The sequence below is a fragment of the Mycobacterium asiaticum genome, from assembly GCF_001673365.1.
Classification (GTDB): domain Bacteria; phylum Actinomycetota; class Actinomycetes; order Mycobacteriales; family Mycobacteriaceae; genus Mycobacterium; species Mycobacterium asiaticum_A.
Genome location: NZ_LZLS01000108.1, coordinates 1 through 16,432, shown reverse-complemented (window position 1 = coordinate 16,432; position 16,432 = coordinate 1). Strand labels below are relative to the sequence as shown.

The 16,432-nt window shown below is 69.4% G+C and carries 14 protein-coding genes; 10 read left to right on the top strand and 4 right to left on the bottom strand.

All coding sequences use genetic code 11. The annotated features are described in order from the left end of the window. A partial coding sequence (locus tag A5634_RS12635; protein WP_155769512.1) for a PE family protein occupies positions 1-2,545 on the bottom strand: 2,545 nt, incomplete at its 3' end. 216 nt (positions 2,546-2,761) lie between these two features. Between A5634_RS12635 and clpB the strand changes: the two genes are divergently transcribed. Next, positions 2,762-5,308, top strand: a complete 2,547-nt coding sequence (gene clpB, locus A5634_RS12630; protein WP_065144394.1) for an ATP-dependent chaperone ClpB — start codon at positions 2,762-2,764, stop codon at positions 5,306-5,308. Between the two features lie 18 nt (positions 5,309-5,326). On the opposite strand, the gene A5634_RS29910 is transcribed toward clpB, so the two are convergent. Together A5634_RS29910 and A5634_RS12620 are read right to left on the bottom strand one after the other, a co-directional pair. Beyond that, on the bottom strand, positions 5,327-6,943 hold the full coding sequence (locus A5634_RS29910; RefSeq protein ID WP_065144391.1) for a PE family protein: 1,617 nt from the start codon (positions 6,941-6,943) through the stop codon (positions 5,327-5,329). A 67-nt stretch (positions 6,944-7,010) separates the two neighbouring features. Then, the gene (locus tag A5634_RS12620; RefSeq protein ID WP_065144390.1) at positions 7,011-7,817 is read right to left on the bottom strand and encodes an enoyl-CoA hydratase/isomerase family protein; all 807 of its coding nucleotides are present in this window, start codon (positions 7,815-7,817) and stop codon (positions 7,011-7,013) included. Between the two features lie 132 nt (positions 7,818-7,949). Between A5634_RS12620 and ttfA the strand changes: the two genes are divergently transcribed. The 5 genes from ttfA to A5634_RS12595 are packed head-to-tail and all read left to right on the top strand — an operon-like array spanning position 7,950 to position 11,706. Next, a complete protein-coding gene (gene ttfA / locus A5634_RS12615; RefSeq protein ID WP_065144389.1) occupies positions 7,950-8,810 on the top strand; it encodes a trehalose monomycolate transport factor TtfA in 861 nt (286 codons plus the stop codon). 6 nt (positions 8,811-8,816) lie between these two features. Then, on the top strand, positions 8,817-9,626 hold the full coding sequence (locus A5634_RS12610) for an SDR family NAD(P)-dependent oxidoreductase (protein WP_065144388.1): 810 nt from the start codon (positions 8,817-8,819) through the stop codon (positions 9,624-9,626). After that, entirely contained in the window at positions 9,613-10,152 is a 540-nt protein-coding gene (pyrE, locus tag A5634_RS12605) for an orotate phosphoribosyltransferase (RefSeq protein ID WP_065144393.1), read from the top strand. Before A5634_RS12610 ends, pyrE begins: the two co-directional genes overlap by 14 nt. A gap of 10 nt (positions 10,153-10,162) precedes the next feature. Further along, a complete protein-coding gene (locus A5634_RS12600; protein ID WP_065144387.1) occupies positions 10,163-11,065 on the top strand; it encodes a hypothetical protein in 903 nt (300 codons plus the stop codon). Continuing rightward, positions 11,050-11,706 (top strand): TrmH family RNA methyltransferase, encoded by a 657-nt coding sequence (locus A5634_RS12595; RefSeq protein WP_065144386.1) that lies wholly within the window; start codon positions 11,050-11,052, stop codon positions 11,704-11,706. The genes A5634_RS12600 and A5634_RS12595 overlap by 16 nt, the downstream gene beginning before the upstream one ends. Positions 11,707-11,765: 59 nt before the next feature. On the opposite strand, the gene A5634_RS12590 is transcribed toward A5634_RS12595, so the two are convergent. Then, the gene (locus A5634_RS12590; RefSeq protein WP_065144385.1) at positions 11,766-12,731 is read right to left on the bottom strand and encodes a LysR family transcriptional regulator; all 966 of its coding nucleotides are present in this window, start codon (positions 12,729-12,731) and stop codon (positions 11,766-11,768) included. A 24-nt stretch (positions 12,732-12,755) separates the two neighbouring features. Here A5634_RS12590 and A5634_RS12585 point away from each other — a divergent pair, with 24 nt between their 5' ends. The 4 genes from A5634_RS12585 to A5634_RS12570 form a co-directional block, all read left to right on the top strand. Beyond that, positions 12,756-13,913, top strand: a complete 1,158-nt coding sequence (locus tag A5634_RS12585) for an XdhC family protein (RefSeq protein ID WP_081290391.1) — start codon at positions 12,756-12,758, stop codon at positions 13,911-13,913. A gap of 31 nt (positions 13,914-13,944) precedes the next feature. Beyond that, positions 13,945-14,835: an FAD binding domain-containing protein gene (locus tag A5634_RS12580; protein WP_065144384.1), complete on the top strand. Its 891-nt coding sequence runs from the start codon at positions 13,945-13,947 to the stop codon at positions 14,833-14,835. 57 nt (positions 14,836-14,892) lie between these two features. Beyond that, complete coding sequence (locus tag A5634_RS12575) at positions 14,893-15,372, top strand: (2Fe-2S)-binding protein (protein ID WP_065144383.1); 480 nt, start codon at positions 14,893-14,895, stop codon at positions 15,370-15,372. Next, positions 15,369-16,432 (top strand): molybdopterin cofactor-binding domain-containing protein (locus tag A5634_RS12570; protein WP_155769511.1); only part of this gene is annotated, 1,064 nt, incomplete at its 3' end. The genes A5634_RS12575 and A5634_RS12570, both read left to right, overlap by 4 nt.

Below are 16,432 nucleotides of genomic sequence, written 5' to 3'. Positions count from 1 at the left end.
CCCCGGCCCCTGCGTTGCCCCCGGCTGTGCCTGGTCCCGCCGCACCGCCCGCTCCCGCGGCCCCGACCGCGCCGCCGGTGCCGCCGGTGCCGCCGGTGCCGGGGGCGGCCGTCGACGTGGCGAATGCGCCGTTTCCGCCGGTGCCGCCGGTGCCGCCGGTGCCGGCAGTGCCGCCGTCACCGGCTTTCGCGCCGGCCCCACCCGCGGCGCCGCCGAGGCCACCGGTGCCGCCGGTGCCGCCGTTCCCGCCCTGGCCGCCTTGACCGCTGGTGCCGCCGGCAGCCGGTGTGACTCCGTGGACGCCGTTGCCGCCTGTTCCGCCGGTCCCGCCGGTGCCGCCCTGTCCTCCACGGCCTCCGTCGCCGTTGGTTCCGCCGACGCCGGCCGTGCCTCCAGTGCCGCCCGTGCCGCCCTGGCCGCCGTTGTGGCCGGTGCCGCCAGTGCCGCCAGCAGCGGTATTGCCGCTGCCGTCGGCGCCGGTACCGCCCTGGCCGCCCTGCCCTCCGGTGCCTCCGGCGCCGGCGTTGCCGGTGGTGGCACCCGATCCGGCCTGACCTGCGTTGCCGCCGGTGCCGCCAGTGCCACCGGTGCCGGGACCGCCAGTGGCGGTTGCCGTTGCTCCTTGGCCGCCCAGACCGCCGGCCCCGCCGGTGCCGGCGGTTCCCCCGGCGCCGGCATTACCTGTCGCGCCGGCGCCGCTGCCTGCCGACCCTCCCTGGCCGCCGCTGCCGCCGGTGCCGCCGCGACCGCCCTGGCCGCCCTGACCGTCGGCGCCGCCAGTTGCGGGTGTGACTCCGTGTGCGCCGCCACCGCCGGTGCCGCCGGTGCCACCGGTGCCGCCCTGGCCGCCCTGGCCGCCATCTCCGTTGGTCCCGCCGGCGCCGGCCGTGCCGCCGGTGCCGCCCTGGCCGCCTATACCGCCCGCGTGTCCGGCACCCCCGGTAGCCCCTGGGGCGGGGTTGACGACGCCGTTCAAGCCGGTGCCGCCCTGGCCGCCCCGGCCTCCGGCGCCACCGGCGCCCGCCGAGCCTGCGGGCGCGTCGGCCGCTGCCGTGCCGGCGTTGCCCCCGGTACCGCCGGTGCCACCGGTGCCGGGGGTATCGGCGGCGGTGGCCGCCGCGCCTTGACCACCGGTGCCGCCGGTTCCGCCGTTGCCCGCCGCACCGCCCAGGCCCGCGTTGCCGGCTGCGCCAGCGCCGGTGCCGGCTGCGCCGCCCAGGCCACCGCTACCGCCACTGCCGCCGTGGCCGCCCCGACCGCCCTGACCGTCGCTGCCGTTGTCGGGTGTGGTTCCGTGCGCGCCCACACCGCCGGTCCCGCCGTCGCCGCCAACGCCGCCCTGGCCGCCCCGACCTCCATCGCCGTTGGTTCCGCCCGCGGCCGCGGCCCCGCCCTTACCGCCCTGCCCGCCTTGACCGCCTTGGGTGCCGGCGCCGCCGATTTCGCCAGGGGTGTCGCTGGCCGAACCGTGTCTGCCGATGCCGCCTGCGCCGCCCTCGCCGCCGGTGCCGCCGTCGCCGGCAACGCCGTTCGCACCGGCGTGGCCGCTCGGTCCGCCGGCCGCTCCGCCCACTCCGGCGGCCCCGCCTTCTCCTCCGGTCCCGCCGGTACCGCCCATTCCGGCGGTGGACGTTGACGTAGCCGCTGAGCCTTCTCCTCCGGTGCCACCTGTGCCGCCGACTCCGCCACCGCCGCCGCCACCACCATCGCCGGCGACACCCAGCAGCAGACCACCTTTGCCGCCGGCGCCGCCGGCGCCGCCGCTGCCGCCGGCAAAGCCGCTTTCACCTTGCTGTGATGTCGGACCAGTGGCGCCGGTCGCGCCGCCGCCGCCGTCTCCGCCGGCGCCACCTCGTCCGCCGTCGCCTACCAGCCATCCGCCGGCGCCGCCGTGTCCACCTGCACCGCCAACGCCGCCGGCGCCCAGACCGGACGATCCGCCGGATAGGCCGGCGCCACCGGCGCCGCCGGCGCCGCCGTTGCCGAACAACAGGGCACCGCGACCGCCATTGCCGCCTGCGGCGCCGAGTCCGCCCGCGCCGCCCTGGCCGCCGCTGCCCCACAGCAGCCCGGCCGACCCGCCGGCACCGCCGGCTTGACCCGCCGCCCCCGCCGCGCCGTTGCCGCCGTTACCCAGCAAGATCCCGCCCGCTCCGCCGCTGCCGCCGGGGGTCGTCGCGTTCGCGCCGTTGCCGATCAGCGGTCGACCCAACAGCAGCTCAGTAGGTGCGTTGACCACGCCCAAGACGGCCTGCAGCGGGGCTGCGGCAGCCACCTCGGCACCTGCATACGCCCCGCCGGCAGCCGACAACGCCTGGATGAATTGGTTGTGAAACAGCGTCGCTTGCGCGCTGAGCGCCTGGTACTCCCTGCCGTAGGTACCGAACACCGACGCGATTGCCGCCGATACCTCGTCGAGTCCGGCGGCGACAAGCCCCGTCGTCGGTAGGGCCGCCAGGCCGTTGACGGCCCGCAACGACGAACCGATTTCGGCCACATCCGAAGCCGCCAGTAGTAGTGCCTCCGGATTGACGACAAAGGACATACGTGACCTCCTTCGGGCCGAGACCGCCAGCACGGGGAATTGACCAGCGCGTAAAACCTAGCCCCACCGGACGGCGCGGGGGCGGGATTGGCCAAGTGTTTCGCCGAATTCAAAGAATTTGATACGAATCAGTTAGAGTTGAGCGGAACAGACTCAACCTTGACGGCGTTGTACAACCCGACAAGCATTTTCCCAAGTTTCCCGAACGGAGGTGTCGTGGACTCTTTCAACCCGACAACTAAGACGCAGGCGGCCCTGACGTCGGCTCTGCAGGCGGCCTCGGCGGCCGGTAATCCCGAGATCAGGCCCGCTCATTTGCTGTTGGCGCTGCTGACGCAGAACGACGGGATCGCCGTCCCGCTGCTGGAGGCTGTCGGTGTCGAGCCCGCCACGATCCGCACCGAGACTCAGCGGCTGCTGGACCGTCTGCCTCAGATCAGCGGTTCCAGCTCGCAACCCCAACTGTCCCGCGAGTCGCTGGCGGCCATCACCACTGCCCAGCAGCTGGCCACCGAGATGGACGACGAATTCGTCTCCACCGAACACCTGCTGGTCGGCCTGGCGACCGGCGACTCCGACGTCGCCAAGCTGCTGACCGGCCACGGCGCCTCCCCGCAGGCGCTGCGGGAGGCATTCGTCAAGGTGCGTGGCAGCGCGCGGGTCACCAGCGCCGACCCCGAATCCACCTACCAGGCGCTGGAGAAGTACTCCACCGACCTGACTGCTCGTGCCCGCGACGGCGAACTCGACCCGGTCATCGGGCGCGACAACGAGATTCGGCGCGTCGTGCAGGTGCTGTCGCGCCGCACCAAGAACAACCCGGTGCTGATCGGCGAACCCGGCGTCGGCAAGACCGCCATCGTCGAGGGCCTGGCCCAGCGCATCGTGGCCGGTGACGTGCCGGAGAGCCTGCGCGACAAGACCGTGGTCTCGCTGGACCTGGGATCCATGGTGGCCGGTGCGAAGTACCGCGGTGAATTCGAGGAGCGGCTCAAGGCCGTGCTCGACGACATCAAGAACTCCGCCGGGCAGATCATCACCTTCATCGACGAGTTGCACACCATCGTCGGCGCCGGCGCGACCGGCGAATCGGCGATGGACGCCGGCAACATGATCAAGCCGATGCTGGCCCGCGGCGAACTACGACTGGTGGGTGCCACGACGCTCGACGAGTACCGCAAGTACATCGAGAAGGACGCGGCGCTGGAGCGGCGCTTCCAGCAGGTGTTCGTCGGCGAGCCGTCGGTGGAGGACACCGTCGGCATCCTGCGCGGCCTCAAGGAGCGTTACGAGGTGCACCACGGGGTGCGCATCACCGACTCCGCGCTGGTGGCCGCGGCCACGCTGTCCGACCGCTACATCACCGCCCGCTTCCTGCCGGACAAGGCGATCGACCTGGTCGACGAGTCCGCCAGCCGGTTGCGGATGGAGATCGACTCGCGCCCGGTCGAGATCGACGAGGTCGAGCGCATCGTGCGTCGGCTGGAAATCGAAGAAATGGCGCTCGCCAAGGAAGAGGACGAGGCGTCCAAGGAACGGCTGGAGAAGCTGCGCGCCGAGCTGGCCGACCGCAAGGAAAGCCTCGCCGAACTCACTGCCAAGTGGCAGAACGAGAAGAACGCCATCGACATCGTGCGTGAGCTCAAGGAGCAGTTGGAGGTGTTGCGCGGGGAGTCCGAGCGCGCAGAGCGCGACGGTGACCTGGCCAAGGCCGCCGAGCTGCGGTACGGGCGCATCCCAGAGGTCGAGAAGAAGCTCGACGCGGCGCTGCCTCATGCCGAAGCCCGCGAGGGCGTCATGCTCAAGGAAGAGGTCGGTCCCGACGACATCGCCGACGTGGTTTCGGCCTGGACCGGCATCCCGGCCGGGCGGCTACTCGAAGGTGAAACCGCCAAGTTGCTGCGCATGGAGGACGAGCTGGGCCGCCGCGTGGTCGGACAGAAAAAGCCGGTGCAGGCTGTCTCTGACGCGGTGCGTCGCAGCCGGGCCGGCGTCGCCGACCCGAACCGCCCGACGGGCTCGTTCCTGTTCCTCGGCCCCACCGGCGTGGGCAAGACCGAGCTGGCAAAAGCGTTGGCGGACTTCCTATTTGACGACGAACGCGCCATGGTCCGCATCGACATGAGCGAATACGGCGAGAAGCACTCGGTGGCCCGGCTAGTCGGGGCGCCTCCGGGCTACATCGGCTACGACCAGGGCGGTCAGCTGACCGAGGCCGTCCGCCGCCGGCCCTACACCGTGGTGCTGTTCGACGAGGTGGAAAAGGCCCACCCCGACGTGTTCGACGTGCTGCTGCAGGTGCTCGACGAAGGCCGGCTGACCGACGGGCAGGGCCGCACCGTCGACTTCCGCAACACCATCCTCATCCTGACCTCGAACCTGGGGTCCGGCGGAACCGAGGAACAGGTGATGGCGGCGGTGCGCGCGGCGTTCAAGCCGGAGTTCATCAACCGCCTCGACGACGTGCTGGTCTTCGACGGACTCAACCCCGAAGAGCTGGTGCAAATCGTCGACATCCAGCTGGCTCAGCTGGCTCGCAGGCTCGCGCAGCGCCGGCTGCAGCTCGAGGTGTCGCTACCGGCCAAGCAATGGCTGGCGCACCGCGGGTTCGACCCGGTGTACGGCGCGCGGCCATTGCGCCGGCTCGTGCAGCAGGCGATCGGTGACCAGTTGGCCAAGATGCTGCTGGCTGGTGAGGTGCATGACGGCGACGTGGTGCCGGTCAACGTCAGCGCGGACGGTGACGGGTTGGTCCTGGGCTAATCCCCCAGGGCCGCCACCCTATTTCTTGGGGTTGCCACCGCCGCCGCCACCGCCGATGCGGGTGCCGGTCTCGCCTCGGTCGCCTGTGCGGCCATCCTGGCCAGCCGCGGCGCCCTCGCCCCCGGCACTACCGCCGTGGCCGCCGGCGCCACCCCAGCCACCGCTCGTGTTGAACCTGCCGCTGCCGCCTTTGCCACCGGTGCCGCCTTTGCCTCCGTCGCCGCCGTCGCCCGCGGTTCCACCTTCCCCGTGGGCGCCAGCCGAGGCTCCGGTGCCGCCGGCCTGTCCACCGAGTCCGGCCGCCCCGCCGTTACCGCCGTCACCGCCGTTGCCGCCGGTTCCCCCGGTCATGCCGTTCTGGCCATTGGCGTCCGCGCCACGGCCGACCACGCCGGTGGCGCCGCTTCCGCCGGTGCCACCCTTGGCTCCGTTACCGCCGTGGCCGCCGTCACCGCCGAGCGCGCCAGCGCCGCCGGGCGCTCCGCCCAGCCCGCCGTCGCCACCCCGGCCACCGGCCGTGCCGCTGCTACCGGGGCCGCCGTCGGCGTTGAGGTTGTCGCCACCGTTTCCGCCGGCTGCGCCGTTGCCGCCGTGACCTCCGACGCCGCCGTTGCCCGCGGCGCCAAGCACGCCGTTTCCGTCGGGGCTGGCTGCGCCACCCGCTCCACCCTGCCCGCCGGCCCCGCCGCTGCCACCCGCGACGGTGCTCGTGCCGGTGCTGCCGTCGCCGCCGTCCCCGCCGGCGCCGCCCGCACCGCCGACACCGGCTGCACCGGCCTCGCCGCTACTTCCCGCCATCGAGCCGGCGCCACCGGCCCCGCCGGAACCGGCGTTGCCGCCCCGTCCACCCTGGCCGCCCTGGCCTCCGCTGTTGCCGTCCACCCCGTCGCCGTTGCCCGTCGCGCCGGTGCCCCCGGTACCACCCACACCGCCGCTGCCGCCGGCACCACCGGCACCGCCCTGGCCGCTCAACAGCCCCGCACGTCCGCCGGCTCCGCCGTTGCCACCGTTGCCGCCATCGGTGCCGGCGCCGGCGGCTTGGCCGGCCTGTCCGATGCTGCCGGTCACCCCGTTGCTGCCGATCCCGCCGGCTCCGCCGGCCCCACCGTTGCCGAACATCCCGGCCGCCCCGCCGTTGCCTCCGTTGGCGCCGATTCCGCCGTTGCCACCCCGGCCGCCGTTGCCGAACATGCCGGCCGCTCCGCCGGATCCGCCGGCTTGACCGGCAACGCCCGCCGCACCGTTACCGCCGTTGCCGAACAGCAGGCCGCCGTCCCCACCCGCGCCGCCCGGTGTCGTCGCATCAGCGCCGTTGCCCATCAGCGGTCGTCCCAGCCAGCTCACGGTTGAGGTGTTGATCGACTCGGCCGCGGCATAAGCGTCGGCGCCGGAACCCAACAGCTGGGTGAACCGGTCGTGAAACGCGGTCACCTGCGTCGCCGCGGCCTGGTAGTCGAGACCGTGACTACCGAACAGCGCAGCCACCGCCGCCAATATCTCGTCGCCACCGGCGGCGGCCAGGCGGGTGGTCGCGGTTGCGATCGCCGCGTTGGCCGACCTGACGGCCGAATCGATGTTGGTCAGATCCGTTGCAGCCGCCGCGAGCAGGTCCGGCGCCGTCACCACGAAGGACATGCCTGCACAGTGGCGCGCAGACGTTGGACAGAACTTGAGAACTCATTGAATGTGCTGGTCGGGACGTTTAGGAGCTGCCCAATTCGAACTCGCGGGTCTGTGCGCCGGCGTCGATGACGGCCTGCAGCCGTTGGCGGGCCTCTGGCCTGGCGAGCGTTTCACGAAACAACTGATCCTCGATGCGCAACCCGGTCGACAAGTCGCTGCTGAATGCGGCGTCGACCGCGCGTTTGGCGTTGGCGATGGCGGCCTGCGGAGAGGACGCGATACGCCGCGCCAGCTTGTCGACGAACCGGCGCAGTTGCTCCGCAGGCAAAGCCCGGTCGACGTAGCCCCATGCTTCGGCCGTTGCGGCGTCGACGTCCCGTCCGCCGAGAATGACTTCGAGGGATCTGCCGCGGCCGATCAGCCTGGGCAGCCGCTGGGTGCCACCACCACCGGGGATGATTCCCATCGCCACCTCCGGTTGGCCGAAGACTGCTTTGCCCAGCGCGGCATAGCGCATGTCGAACGCCATGGCCCACTCGCTGCCGCCGCCGCGGCAGATGCCTTCGATGACGGCGATGGTGGCTTTCGGCAGACTCCGGAAATTCTCCATCACGGTGTGAAACAGGCTCAGCTCGTCGTGCAGTGCGGTGTCGTCGGTGGGTAGGTCCATGATCATGCCGACATCGGCGTGCGCGATGAAAAAGTCCGGGTCGGCCGAGTCCACAATCAGCACCCGAACCTCGTCGTCGGTCGCGACCTCTCGCGTGAGCCGGGCGATCTCGTTGGCCAACGGCATGTCGAGCAGGTTGATCGGCGGATTGTCGATTGTCGCCCGGCAAATCCCGTCGGCGACGGCGACTCTGATCAGCTGATAGTTCTCGTACATCCCGCCCCTCCCGGTGGATATCAAGAGTTGATATCCCGGGGCGCTCGCCGGGGGCAAGTATTCAGTCCTGTGATTTGGTTGTGACCTGCTCGGATTCTTTGTTCAGTACCGACTACCGATACTCTGTTGGGGATGGTCCCGCTCTGGTTCACGCTGTCCGCACTGTGCTTCGTCGGTGCGGCGGTATTGCTGTACGTGGACATCGATCGACGGCGCGGCCGCAGCAGACGGCGCAGGTCCTGGGCGCGATCACACGGCTTCGATTACGAGCGCGAGTCAACCGACATCCTCGACCGCTGGAAGCGCGGCGTGATGTCGACGGTGGGCAACGTCCCGGCCCACAATGTGGTGTTGGGCCAGATCCGCGGTGAGGCCGTCTACATCTTCGACCTCGAGGAAGTCGCCACCGTCATCGCGCTGCACCGCAAGGTCGGCACTAACGTCGTCGTCGACCTGCGCCTGAAGGGCCTCAAGGAGCCCCGGGAAAGCGACATCTGGCTGTTGGGCGCCATCGGGCCCCGGATGGTGTACTCCACCAATCTCGACGCCGCCCGTCGGGCCTGCGACCGGCGGATGGTCACGTTCGCGCACACCGCCCCCGATTCCGCCGAGATCATGTGGAACGAACAGAACTGGACGCTGGTTGCCATGCCGATCGCCAGCACCCGCGCCCAATGGGACGAGGGTCTGCGCACCGTGCGCCAGTTCAACGACCTGTTGCGGGTGTTGCCGCCGCTGCCTCCCGAGACTCCGCAGGAAGAAGGCGAGTCCGAACCGCGCCGTGCCGCGGCCCCCGGTCGCCCGCTGGCCCAGGCTGCCCGCGCAGAGCTGCCGCAGCGCCGTACCCAAGCCGATGCGGCCGCCGGGGTGATGCCAGATCCGGCCCGCCGCGCGGCTGAACCGATCCGTCGTGAGGAAAGCCGTTCCGAGGGTGGTCAGCGTCCGCCGCGAGCGGGACGCAACGGCCAGCAGGCCAGCAACTACCAGCACTGAGAGCACATGCCCCGACCCGTTGCGCTGATTACTGGGCCCACGTCCGGCATTGGTGCCGGTTACGCACGCCGTTACGCCCGTGATGGCTATGACCTGGTTCTGGTTGCCCGCGACGTCGAACGGCTCAAGCAGTTGGCCGGCGAGCTGGAATCCGAAGCGGGCCACATCGAGATACTGCCCGCCGATCTGGCGAATGCGGCCGACCGCGAGAGCGTTGCCGGACGTCTCGCGGACGGCGTCCAGGTGTTGGTGAACAACGCCGGGTTCAGCACCACCGACGAATTCTGGGCCTGCGAGCCCTCGGTGTTGCAGGCGCAACTCGACGTGAACGTCACTGCCGTCATGCAGCTGACCCGCGCGGCGCTGCCGGCCATGCTCGGCGCGGGGTCGGGAACCGTCATCAACATCGCCAGCGTCGCCGGGCTGCTGCCCGGACGCGGATCGACCTACGCGGCATCCAAAGCATGGGTGATCTCGTTCTCCGAGGGCCTATCCGACTCCTTACGCGGTACCGGCGTCGGGGTGCATGCCGTGTGCCCGGGTTACGTGCACACCGAGTTCCACAGCCGGGCCGGGGTGGACGTGTCCACGGTGCCGTCGTATTTGTGGCTCGAGGTGGACGACGTCGTTTCGGAAAGCCTCGCCGATATCGCCAATGGCAAGACGGTCAGCGTCCCCAGCGTTCGGTACAAGGCCCTGACGGCCACGGGACGTCTGTTGCCGCGCAAGGTAATTCGGGCCGCCGGTGGAAGGCTGGCACCGCGCCGGGTGATCGGAGCGATCTCGAGACGGATCGGTGGCCGTGTCCGAGCCTGAGCGGATCGAACTCGCAGATCTCGTGCGCCGGCTTTCGGTGGTGCACGGGCGCGTCACGTTGTCGTCGGGCAAGGAGGCCGATTACTACGTCGACCTGCGCCGCGCCACCCTGCACCACCGGGCGTCCGCGCTGATCGGTCGACTGATGCGGGAGATCACCTCTGATTGGGACTACGCAGTTGTCGGTGGCCTGACCCTGGGCGCCGATCCGGTGGCGACCGCCATCATGCATGCGCCCGGGCGCCCGATCGACGCGTTCGTGGTCCGCAAGTCCGTGAAAACACATGGCCTGCAACGACTTATCGAAGGTACCGAGGTCTCCAGTCAACGCGTGCTGGTGGTCGAGGACACCAGTACCACCGGAGGCTCCGCGCTGACGGCGGTCCACGCGGTCCGAGAAGCCGGTGGTGACGTGATCGGCGTGGCCACCGTGGTCGACCGCGCCACCGGTGCAGCCGAGGCGATCGAAGCCGAGGGCGTGCCGTACCGCAGCGTGTTGGGCCTTGCCGACCTGGGGTTGAGCTAGGCCGTCGACGGTGCGCTTATTCGTCGTATTGCTGCTAGGGCTGTCGTGCCTGGTGGGTTGCTCGGGCTCGGACGGGGACGGACGGATCTACGGCGCCCAGCAGGCGCGGTTCGGCGAATCGCTGGCGGTGTTGGGCTGGAACTTCTCGGTGTCGAATCTGCGGTGGTCGCAGGACTATGTGCTGGTCGATGTCGACGCATCCCCGGCCGACGCCAAGGCGCCGCACGCCAAGACCGAGGACATCCGCTTCGGTCTCTACGGCGCGCTGTCGCACCCGATGGAAACCAACGCGCTGGGCAGCTGCGACGACGCGGTGACGAAGGTGCGTGACATCACGTCGCCGGTGAAGGCCGTGGCGGCACCTGAGCGGCTCACCGGCACGGTCTGCCTGGGCCCGTTGAAGGACCGAAGCGCCGTGCGCGGCGTCTACACCTACTCGCCGCATGAACGCATCGCCGGCACCTCGGCCGCATACCCTGTGGCGTTCCCCGTCGGCCTGCTCCCCACCAACGTCAACGACACCGGGCTGGTGGTCAAATCCACCGGTGTTACGGCCTGGCGGGCCGACGGCCTGCAGATCGGCAAAGCCCAGTTGGGTGACCCGGCGGCGTTCACCGGCAACGGGTACATGCTGCTCAACCTGGAAACCAGCGCGATCGGCGCCCAGTACCGCGACGATTCGGCGCGCCGTGGCGGCCCGATGATGCTGCTGGCCGCACCGACGTTGCCCGGCCGCGGTTTGAACCCGGCGTGTGCGGCCTACGGAGCATCGATGCTGATCCTGCCCGACGCGTCGCGGGACGCGGTCCAAGTCAACGGGTCGCTGTGCACGCAGGGCGAAATCAACGAGGCGTTGCTGTATGCGACGGTGGCGATCGTGGGTACGCACGCCGCGGTGTGGACGACGAAGTGAGCGAGCCCGGGCCCACCGAATGGGGCGCCCCGGTCGCTGGCGTCGGGCCCTGGCCGGGCGCGTTGCCCGACGATCCCCGCTATGACCCAGATCTGTTGCGCGAGGGCGATACCCGCAATGTCGTCGATGCTTATCGGTACTGGACCCGGGAGGCGATCGTCGCGGACATCGACCAGCGACGCCACCCGCTGCACATCGCGATCGAGAACTTCGGTCACGACGCCAACATCGGATCGGTGGTGCGCACCGCGAACGCGTTCGCCGTGCACACCGTGCACATCGTCGGACGGCGCCGGTGGAATCGCCGCGGCGCCATGGTGACCGACCGCTACCAACGGCTATGCCATCACGACGACACCGCGGCGTTGATGGAGTTCGCGGCCGGTGCCGGTCTGACTGTGGTCGCGGTGGACAACGTCCCCGGAGCCGCCCGGCTCGAGGAGACCGCGCTGCCGCGGGAGTGCCTGTTGGTGTTCGGTCAGGAAGGGCCCGGCATCACCGAAGGGGCGCGCGTGGGTGCCGAGATCACGGTGTCGATCGCCCAATTCGGCTCGACGCGCAGCGTGAACGCCGGTGTGGCCGCGGGCATTGCGATGCATGCCTGGATACGGCAGCACGCCGACCTGAGCCGGGCTTGGTGATTGGGTCCGCCTTCGCTTCTTTGCGACTAGCTTCACGTTCGGCGCGACCCGATCTCGTGTTAGCTCCAAAGCGTGACGTGCACCTTGGGCCGAAAGCGCGTTACCCCCACACCACTGCCGCGGATCATTGCCTGTATGCACCTCGGCGTGGTGATGAAGCGGACCAGTTCGGACACCGCGGGTTGGCGGGCTGAGGGCTCCAGCGTCATGACGCACCACTCGCCGGACTTGTCCAGGCCAGGCCCGGTCACGTGTGTAAGCCGCCCGGCGGCAAGGTCTTTGGCGACGGCGAAGCCGATCGTCAACGTCGCGCCGCCGACCCGCAGCACCTCCTCCAATGCAGCCGCGTCGCTCTGGAAGATGCGCTGCTGTGACTCCGGAATTCCCAAGCCGCGCAACATCATTGCTATCTCACCGTCCACGCTGCCGGCCGACGGCCCGAGCATCCACTGCTGGTGGCGCAGCAGCGCGGGCGTCGGATTGCCTGCAGCCAGTGGACTATTCGGTGCTACCACGGTAATTATCTGATACTTCAAGAACGGCCTGACGAACAGGGAACTGTCCGAGCCGGTAAAGCTCTCGCTGGCCGGGCCGATGGCGATGTCGACCGCCCGCGAACAGATAAGATCGCGGAACTGGCTCGTAGAATGCACGCTCAACTCCACCGACAGGTCAGCGGCCCGGGACGAGAACAGCTCGATCAGTCCCGGCGCCGCGTGTTCGGCGAATGTGCTCGACGCGGCGATGCGCAACAGCCGCCGGCCGTGTGCGGCCTCGGTGACCTCGATGGCCGTTTGCTGTTGCAGCCCCAGGATTTCCACCGACCGGCTGGCCAGCCGCAGTCCGCCCGGGGTGAATGCCAGCCCGGCTCCGGTCCGGGTGAACAACGGGTCGTCGAGTTCTTTGCGCAGCGCGGCCACGTGCATCGAAATTCCGGCGTCGGACATGCCCAGCTCCGCGGCGGCCGCCCGCACCGAGCCCAACCGCACCACTGCCGAATAGGCCCGAAGTTGAGCCGGAGTCATGCGAATGAGCCTACTTTGATAGTCGTGCGCGAAGTGCTGGCCGATCTGATGTCGATCTGGCGTGCTGACGGTACCGCCGGGCTGGCAACGGTCGTGCGCACTTTCCGGTCGGCACCTCGTCAACCGGGTGCCGCGATGTTGGTGGCTCCGGACGGTTCGGTGAGCGGATCGGTGTCGGGCGGCTGCGTGGAAGGAGCCGTCTACGAACTCGCCACCGAGACCGCCCAGGACGGGTCGCCGCGGCTGCAGCGCTACGGCATCAGCGACGACGACGCGTTCGCGGTTGGCCTTACCTGTGGCGGCATTATCGACATCTTCGTCGAGGCCGTCTCGCAGACAACGTTTCCCGAACTCGAGGCGGTGGCCGACGATATCGGTGCGCACCGGTCCGTGGCCATCGCGACCGTCGTCGCCCATCAAGAGGTGAGCTGGGTCGGTCGACGGATGGTGGTGTGGACGGACTCGACCGCGGGATCGCTGGGTTCGGCGCGCGCGGACGCCGCGGTCATTGACGACGCGCGGGGACTGCTCGCTCTGGGGCGCAGCGGAATCCTCGAATACGGGCCCGATGGACAGCGGCGTGGCGAGGGCATGGAAATTTTCGTGTCCAGCTTCGCGCCGCGCCCTCGGATGCTGGTGTTCGGCGCGATCGACTTCGCCGCCGCAGTGGCACGTCAAGGATCGTTCCTGGGCTACCGCGTCACCGTGTGCGACGCCCGCGGGGTTTTCGCCACGCCAGCTCGGTTCCCGACCGCCGACGAAGTCGTCGTGGACTGGCCGCACCGCTACCTGGCGGCCCAAGCGGAGGCGGGCGCCCTGGACCGGCGCACGGTGATCTGCGTGCTGACCCACGACGCGAAATTCGACGTTCCGGTACTGGAGGTCGCGCTGCGTCTGCAGGTCGGGTACGTGGGGGCGATGGGATCGCGCCGCACGCACGACGACCGGATGCAACGGTTGCGGGCAGCAGGCCTGACCGAGGCCGAACTGGCCCGGTTGTCCAGTCCCATCGGCCTGGACCTTGGCGCGCGCACCCCGGAGGAGACGGCGGTGTCGATAGCTGCCGACATCATCGCGCGACGGTGGGGCGGCGGGGGCCGGCCACTGGGCGAGATCATCGGTCGGATCCACCACGACGTGCAGGTCGAAGGCGAGTTAAAGGATCACTTAACTCGTCATTGACGCCCTTCGGTTACGGGCCGACACTTTCGGCATGCAAGTACCTGGGCCCTTCGAATACGAACGCGCGACGAGTGTGGACCACGCCATCGGACTACTGGATCGGTTGGGGGAGGAGGCGCGCGTGGTCGCCGGCGGACACAGCCTGCTGCCGATGATGAAGCTGCGCATCGCCAACCCCGAATACCTGATCGACATCAACGACCTGGCGCCGGAGTTGGGGTATGTCATCACCGATCCGACGCTGGTGCGGATCGGCGCGATGACCCGGCACCGGGAGATCCTCGAGTCCAACACGCTGGCCGCGGTGTGTCCCATCTTCCGCGATGCCGAACGGGTGATCGCCGATCCGGTGGTGCGCAACCGCGGCACCCTCGGCGGTTCGCTGTGCCAGGCCGATCCGGCCGAGGATCTGTCCACCGTGTGTGAGGTGCTCGACGCCGTCTGCCTGGTGCGCGGGCCGTCGGGCGAGCGGGAGATCGCGATCGACGACTTCCTGATCGGACCGTACGAGACGGCGGTCGCGCCCAACGAAATCCTTATCGAGACACGGATCCCGGTGCGGCACAGTACTTCCAGTGCGTACGCGAAAGTGGAACGGCGCGTCGGGGACTGGGCGGTTGCGGCGGCCGGGTCGGCGGTGACGCTGGACGGGGATTCGATCGTGGCCGTCCGGGTGGGGTTGACGGCGGTGAACCCGGACCGGGCCGGGTTGGCGGAGTTGTCCAGGGCGATGGTCGGCCGGCCGGCCACCGAAGAGTCTTTCGCCGAGGCGGGCCGGCTGGCCGCTCAGGCCTGCGAACCGGTGTCCGACATTCGCGGCACCGCCGACTACAAGCGGCACCTGGCCGCAGAACTGACCACACGAACCATGCGGACAGCAACCGAGCGAGTGCGCAATATTCCTGAGCCGGAAGGGAACTAGGCGATCGCGAGCGCGGCGAAGCCGGGCGAAGCGGGTCGCCGACAGAAAGGAGAAGCGATGCAGGTCAATATGACCGTCAACGGCGAGCAGGTCAGCGCCGAGGTCGAGCCCCGGATGCTGCTGGTGCACTTCCTGCGAGATCAGTTGCGGCTCACCGGAACCCACTGGGGTTGCGACACGAGCAATTGCGGAACGTGCGTGGTCGACGTTGACGGTGTGCCGGTCAAGTCGTGCACCATGCTCGCGGTCATGGCGTCCGGTCACAGCGTGCGAACCGTAGAGGGCCTTGCTGTCGACGGTCAACTCGACCCGGTGCAGGAGGGCTTCATGCGCTGCCACGGCTTGCAATGTGGTTTCTGCACACCGGGAATGATGATCACCGCCCGCGCTTTGCTGGACCGCGACCCCGATCCCGACGAGGAGACCATCCGGGAAGCGATTTCCGGGCAGATCTGCCGCTGTACGGGTTACACCACGATCGTGCGATCCATTCAGTGGGCCGCAAAGAACTCCACTTCCGAGGCGGCGACGTCATGACCACGATCGAATCCCGTCCCCCGTCTGAAGAAGACACCGCGGACAACGACCAAAAGCCTTGTGGCTACGGCCGGATGTTGCGCAAGGAAGACCCGCGGTTCATTCGCGGCCGTGGCCGCTATGTCGACGACGTCGCGCTGCCGGGCATGCTGCACCTGGCGATTCTGCGCTCGCCGTATGCCCACGCCCGCATTGCCAGCATCGATGTGACTGCGGCCCAGGCGCATCCGAAGGTCAAGGCGGTCGTCACCGGAGCCGACCTGGCAGCCAAGGGCCTGGCCTGGATGCCGACGCTATCCAACGACGTGCAAGCCGTGTTGGCCACCGACAAGGTCCGCTTCCAGGGGCAGGAAGTGGCGTTCGTCGTTGCCGAGGACCGCTACTCGGCGCGCGACGCGCTGGAGTTGATCGACGTCGAGTACGACCCGCTGGACCCCGTCGTCGATGCCCGCAAGGCGCTGGACCCGTCGGCGCCGGTGATCCGCACCGACTTGGACGGCAAGACCGACAATCACTGTTTCGACTGGGAGACCGGCGACGCCGCCGCCACCGACGCCGTGTTCACCAGGGCCGACGTGGTGGTGAAACAGGAGATCGTCTACCCGCGGGTGCACCCGGCGCCGATGGAAACCTGCGGCGCCGTAGCCGATTTGGACCCGGTCACCGGGAAGCTGACGCTGTGGTCCACCACCCAGGCGCCGCACGCACACCGCACGCTATACGCGTTGGTCGCGGGCCTGCCCGAACACAAGATTCAGGTGATCTCGCCCGACATCGGCGGCGGATTCGGCAATAAGGTGCCCATCTATCCCGGGTATGTGTGTGCGATCGTCGGTTCGCTGCTGCTGGGCAAGCCGGTGAAGTGGATGGAGGACCGCAGCGAGAACCTGACCTCCACCGGTTTCGCGCGCGACTACATCATGGTCGGCGAGATCGCTGCCACCAATGACGGCAAGATTCTGGCGATCCGGTCCAATGTGCTCGCCGATCATGGCGCGTTCAACGGCACTGCCGCGCCGGTGAAGTATCCGGCCGGTTTCTTCGGGGTGTTCACCGGCAG

Bases quoted from the DNA above. Each gene is read 5' to 3' on its own strand.
- A5634_RS29910 (WP_065144391.1), bottom strand. From the start codon at position 6,943: ATGTCCTTCGTGGTGACGGCGCCGGACCTGCTCGCGGCGGCTGCAACG.
- A5634_RS12620 (WP_065144390.1), bottom strand. From the start codon at position 7,817: ATGTACGAGAACTATCAGCTGATCAGAGTCGCCGTCGCCGACGGGATT.
- ttfA (WP_065144389.1), top strand. From the start codon at position 7,950: ATGGTCCCGCTCTGGTTCACGCTGTCCGCACTGTGCTTCGTCGGTGCG.
- A5634_RS12610 (WP_065144388.1), top strand. From the start codon at position 8,817: ATGCCCCGACCCGTTGCGCTGATTACTGGGCCCACGTCCGGCATTGGT.
- A5634_RS12590 (WP_065144385.1), bottom strand. From the start codon at position 12,731: ATGACTCCGGCTCAACTTCGGGCCTATTCGGCAGTGGTGCGGTTGGGC.
- A5634_RS12580 (WP_065144384.1), top strand. From the start codon at position 13,945: ATGCAAGTACCTGGGCCCTTCGAATACGAACGCGCGACGAGTGTGGAC.
- A5634_RS12575 (WP_065144383.1), top strand. From the start codon at position 14,893: ATGCAGGTCAATATGACCGTCAACGGCGAGCAGGTCAGCGCCGAGGTC.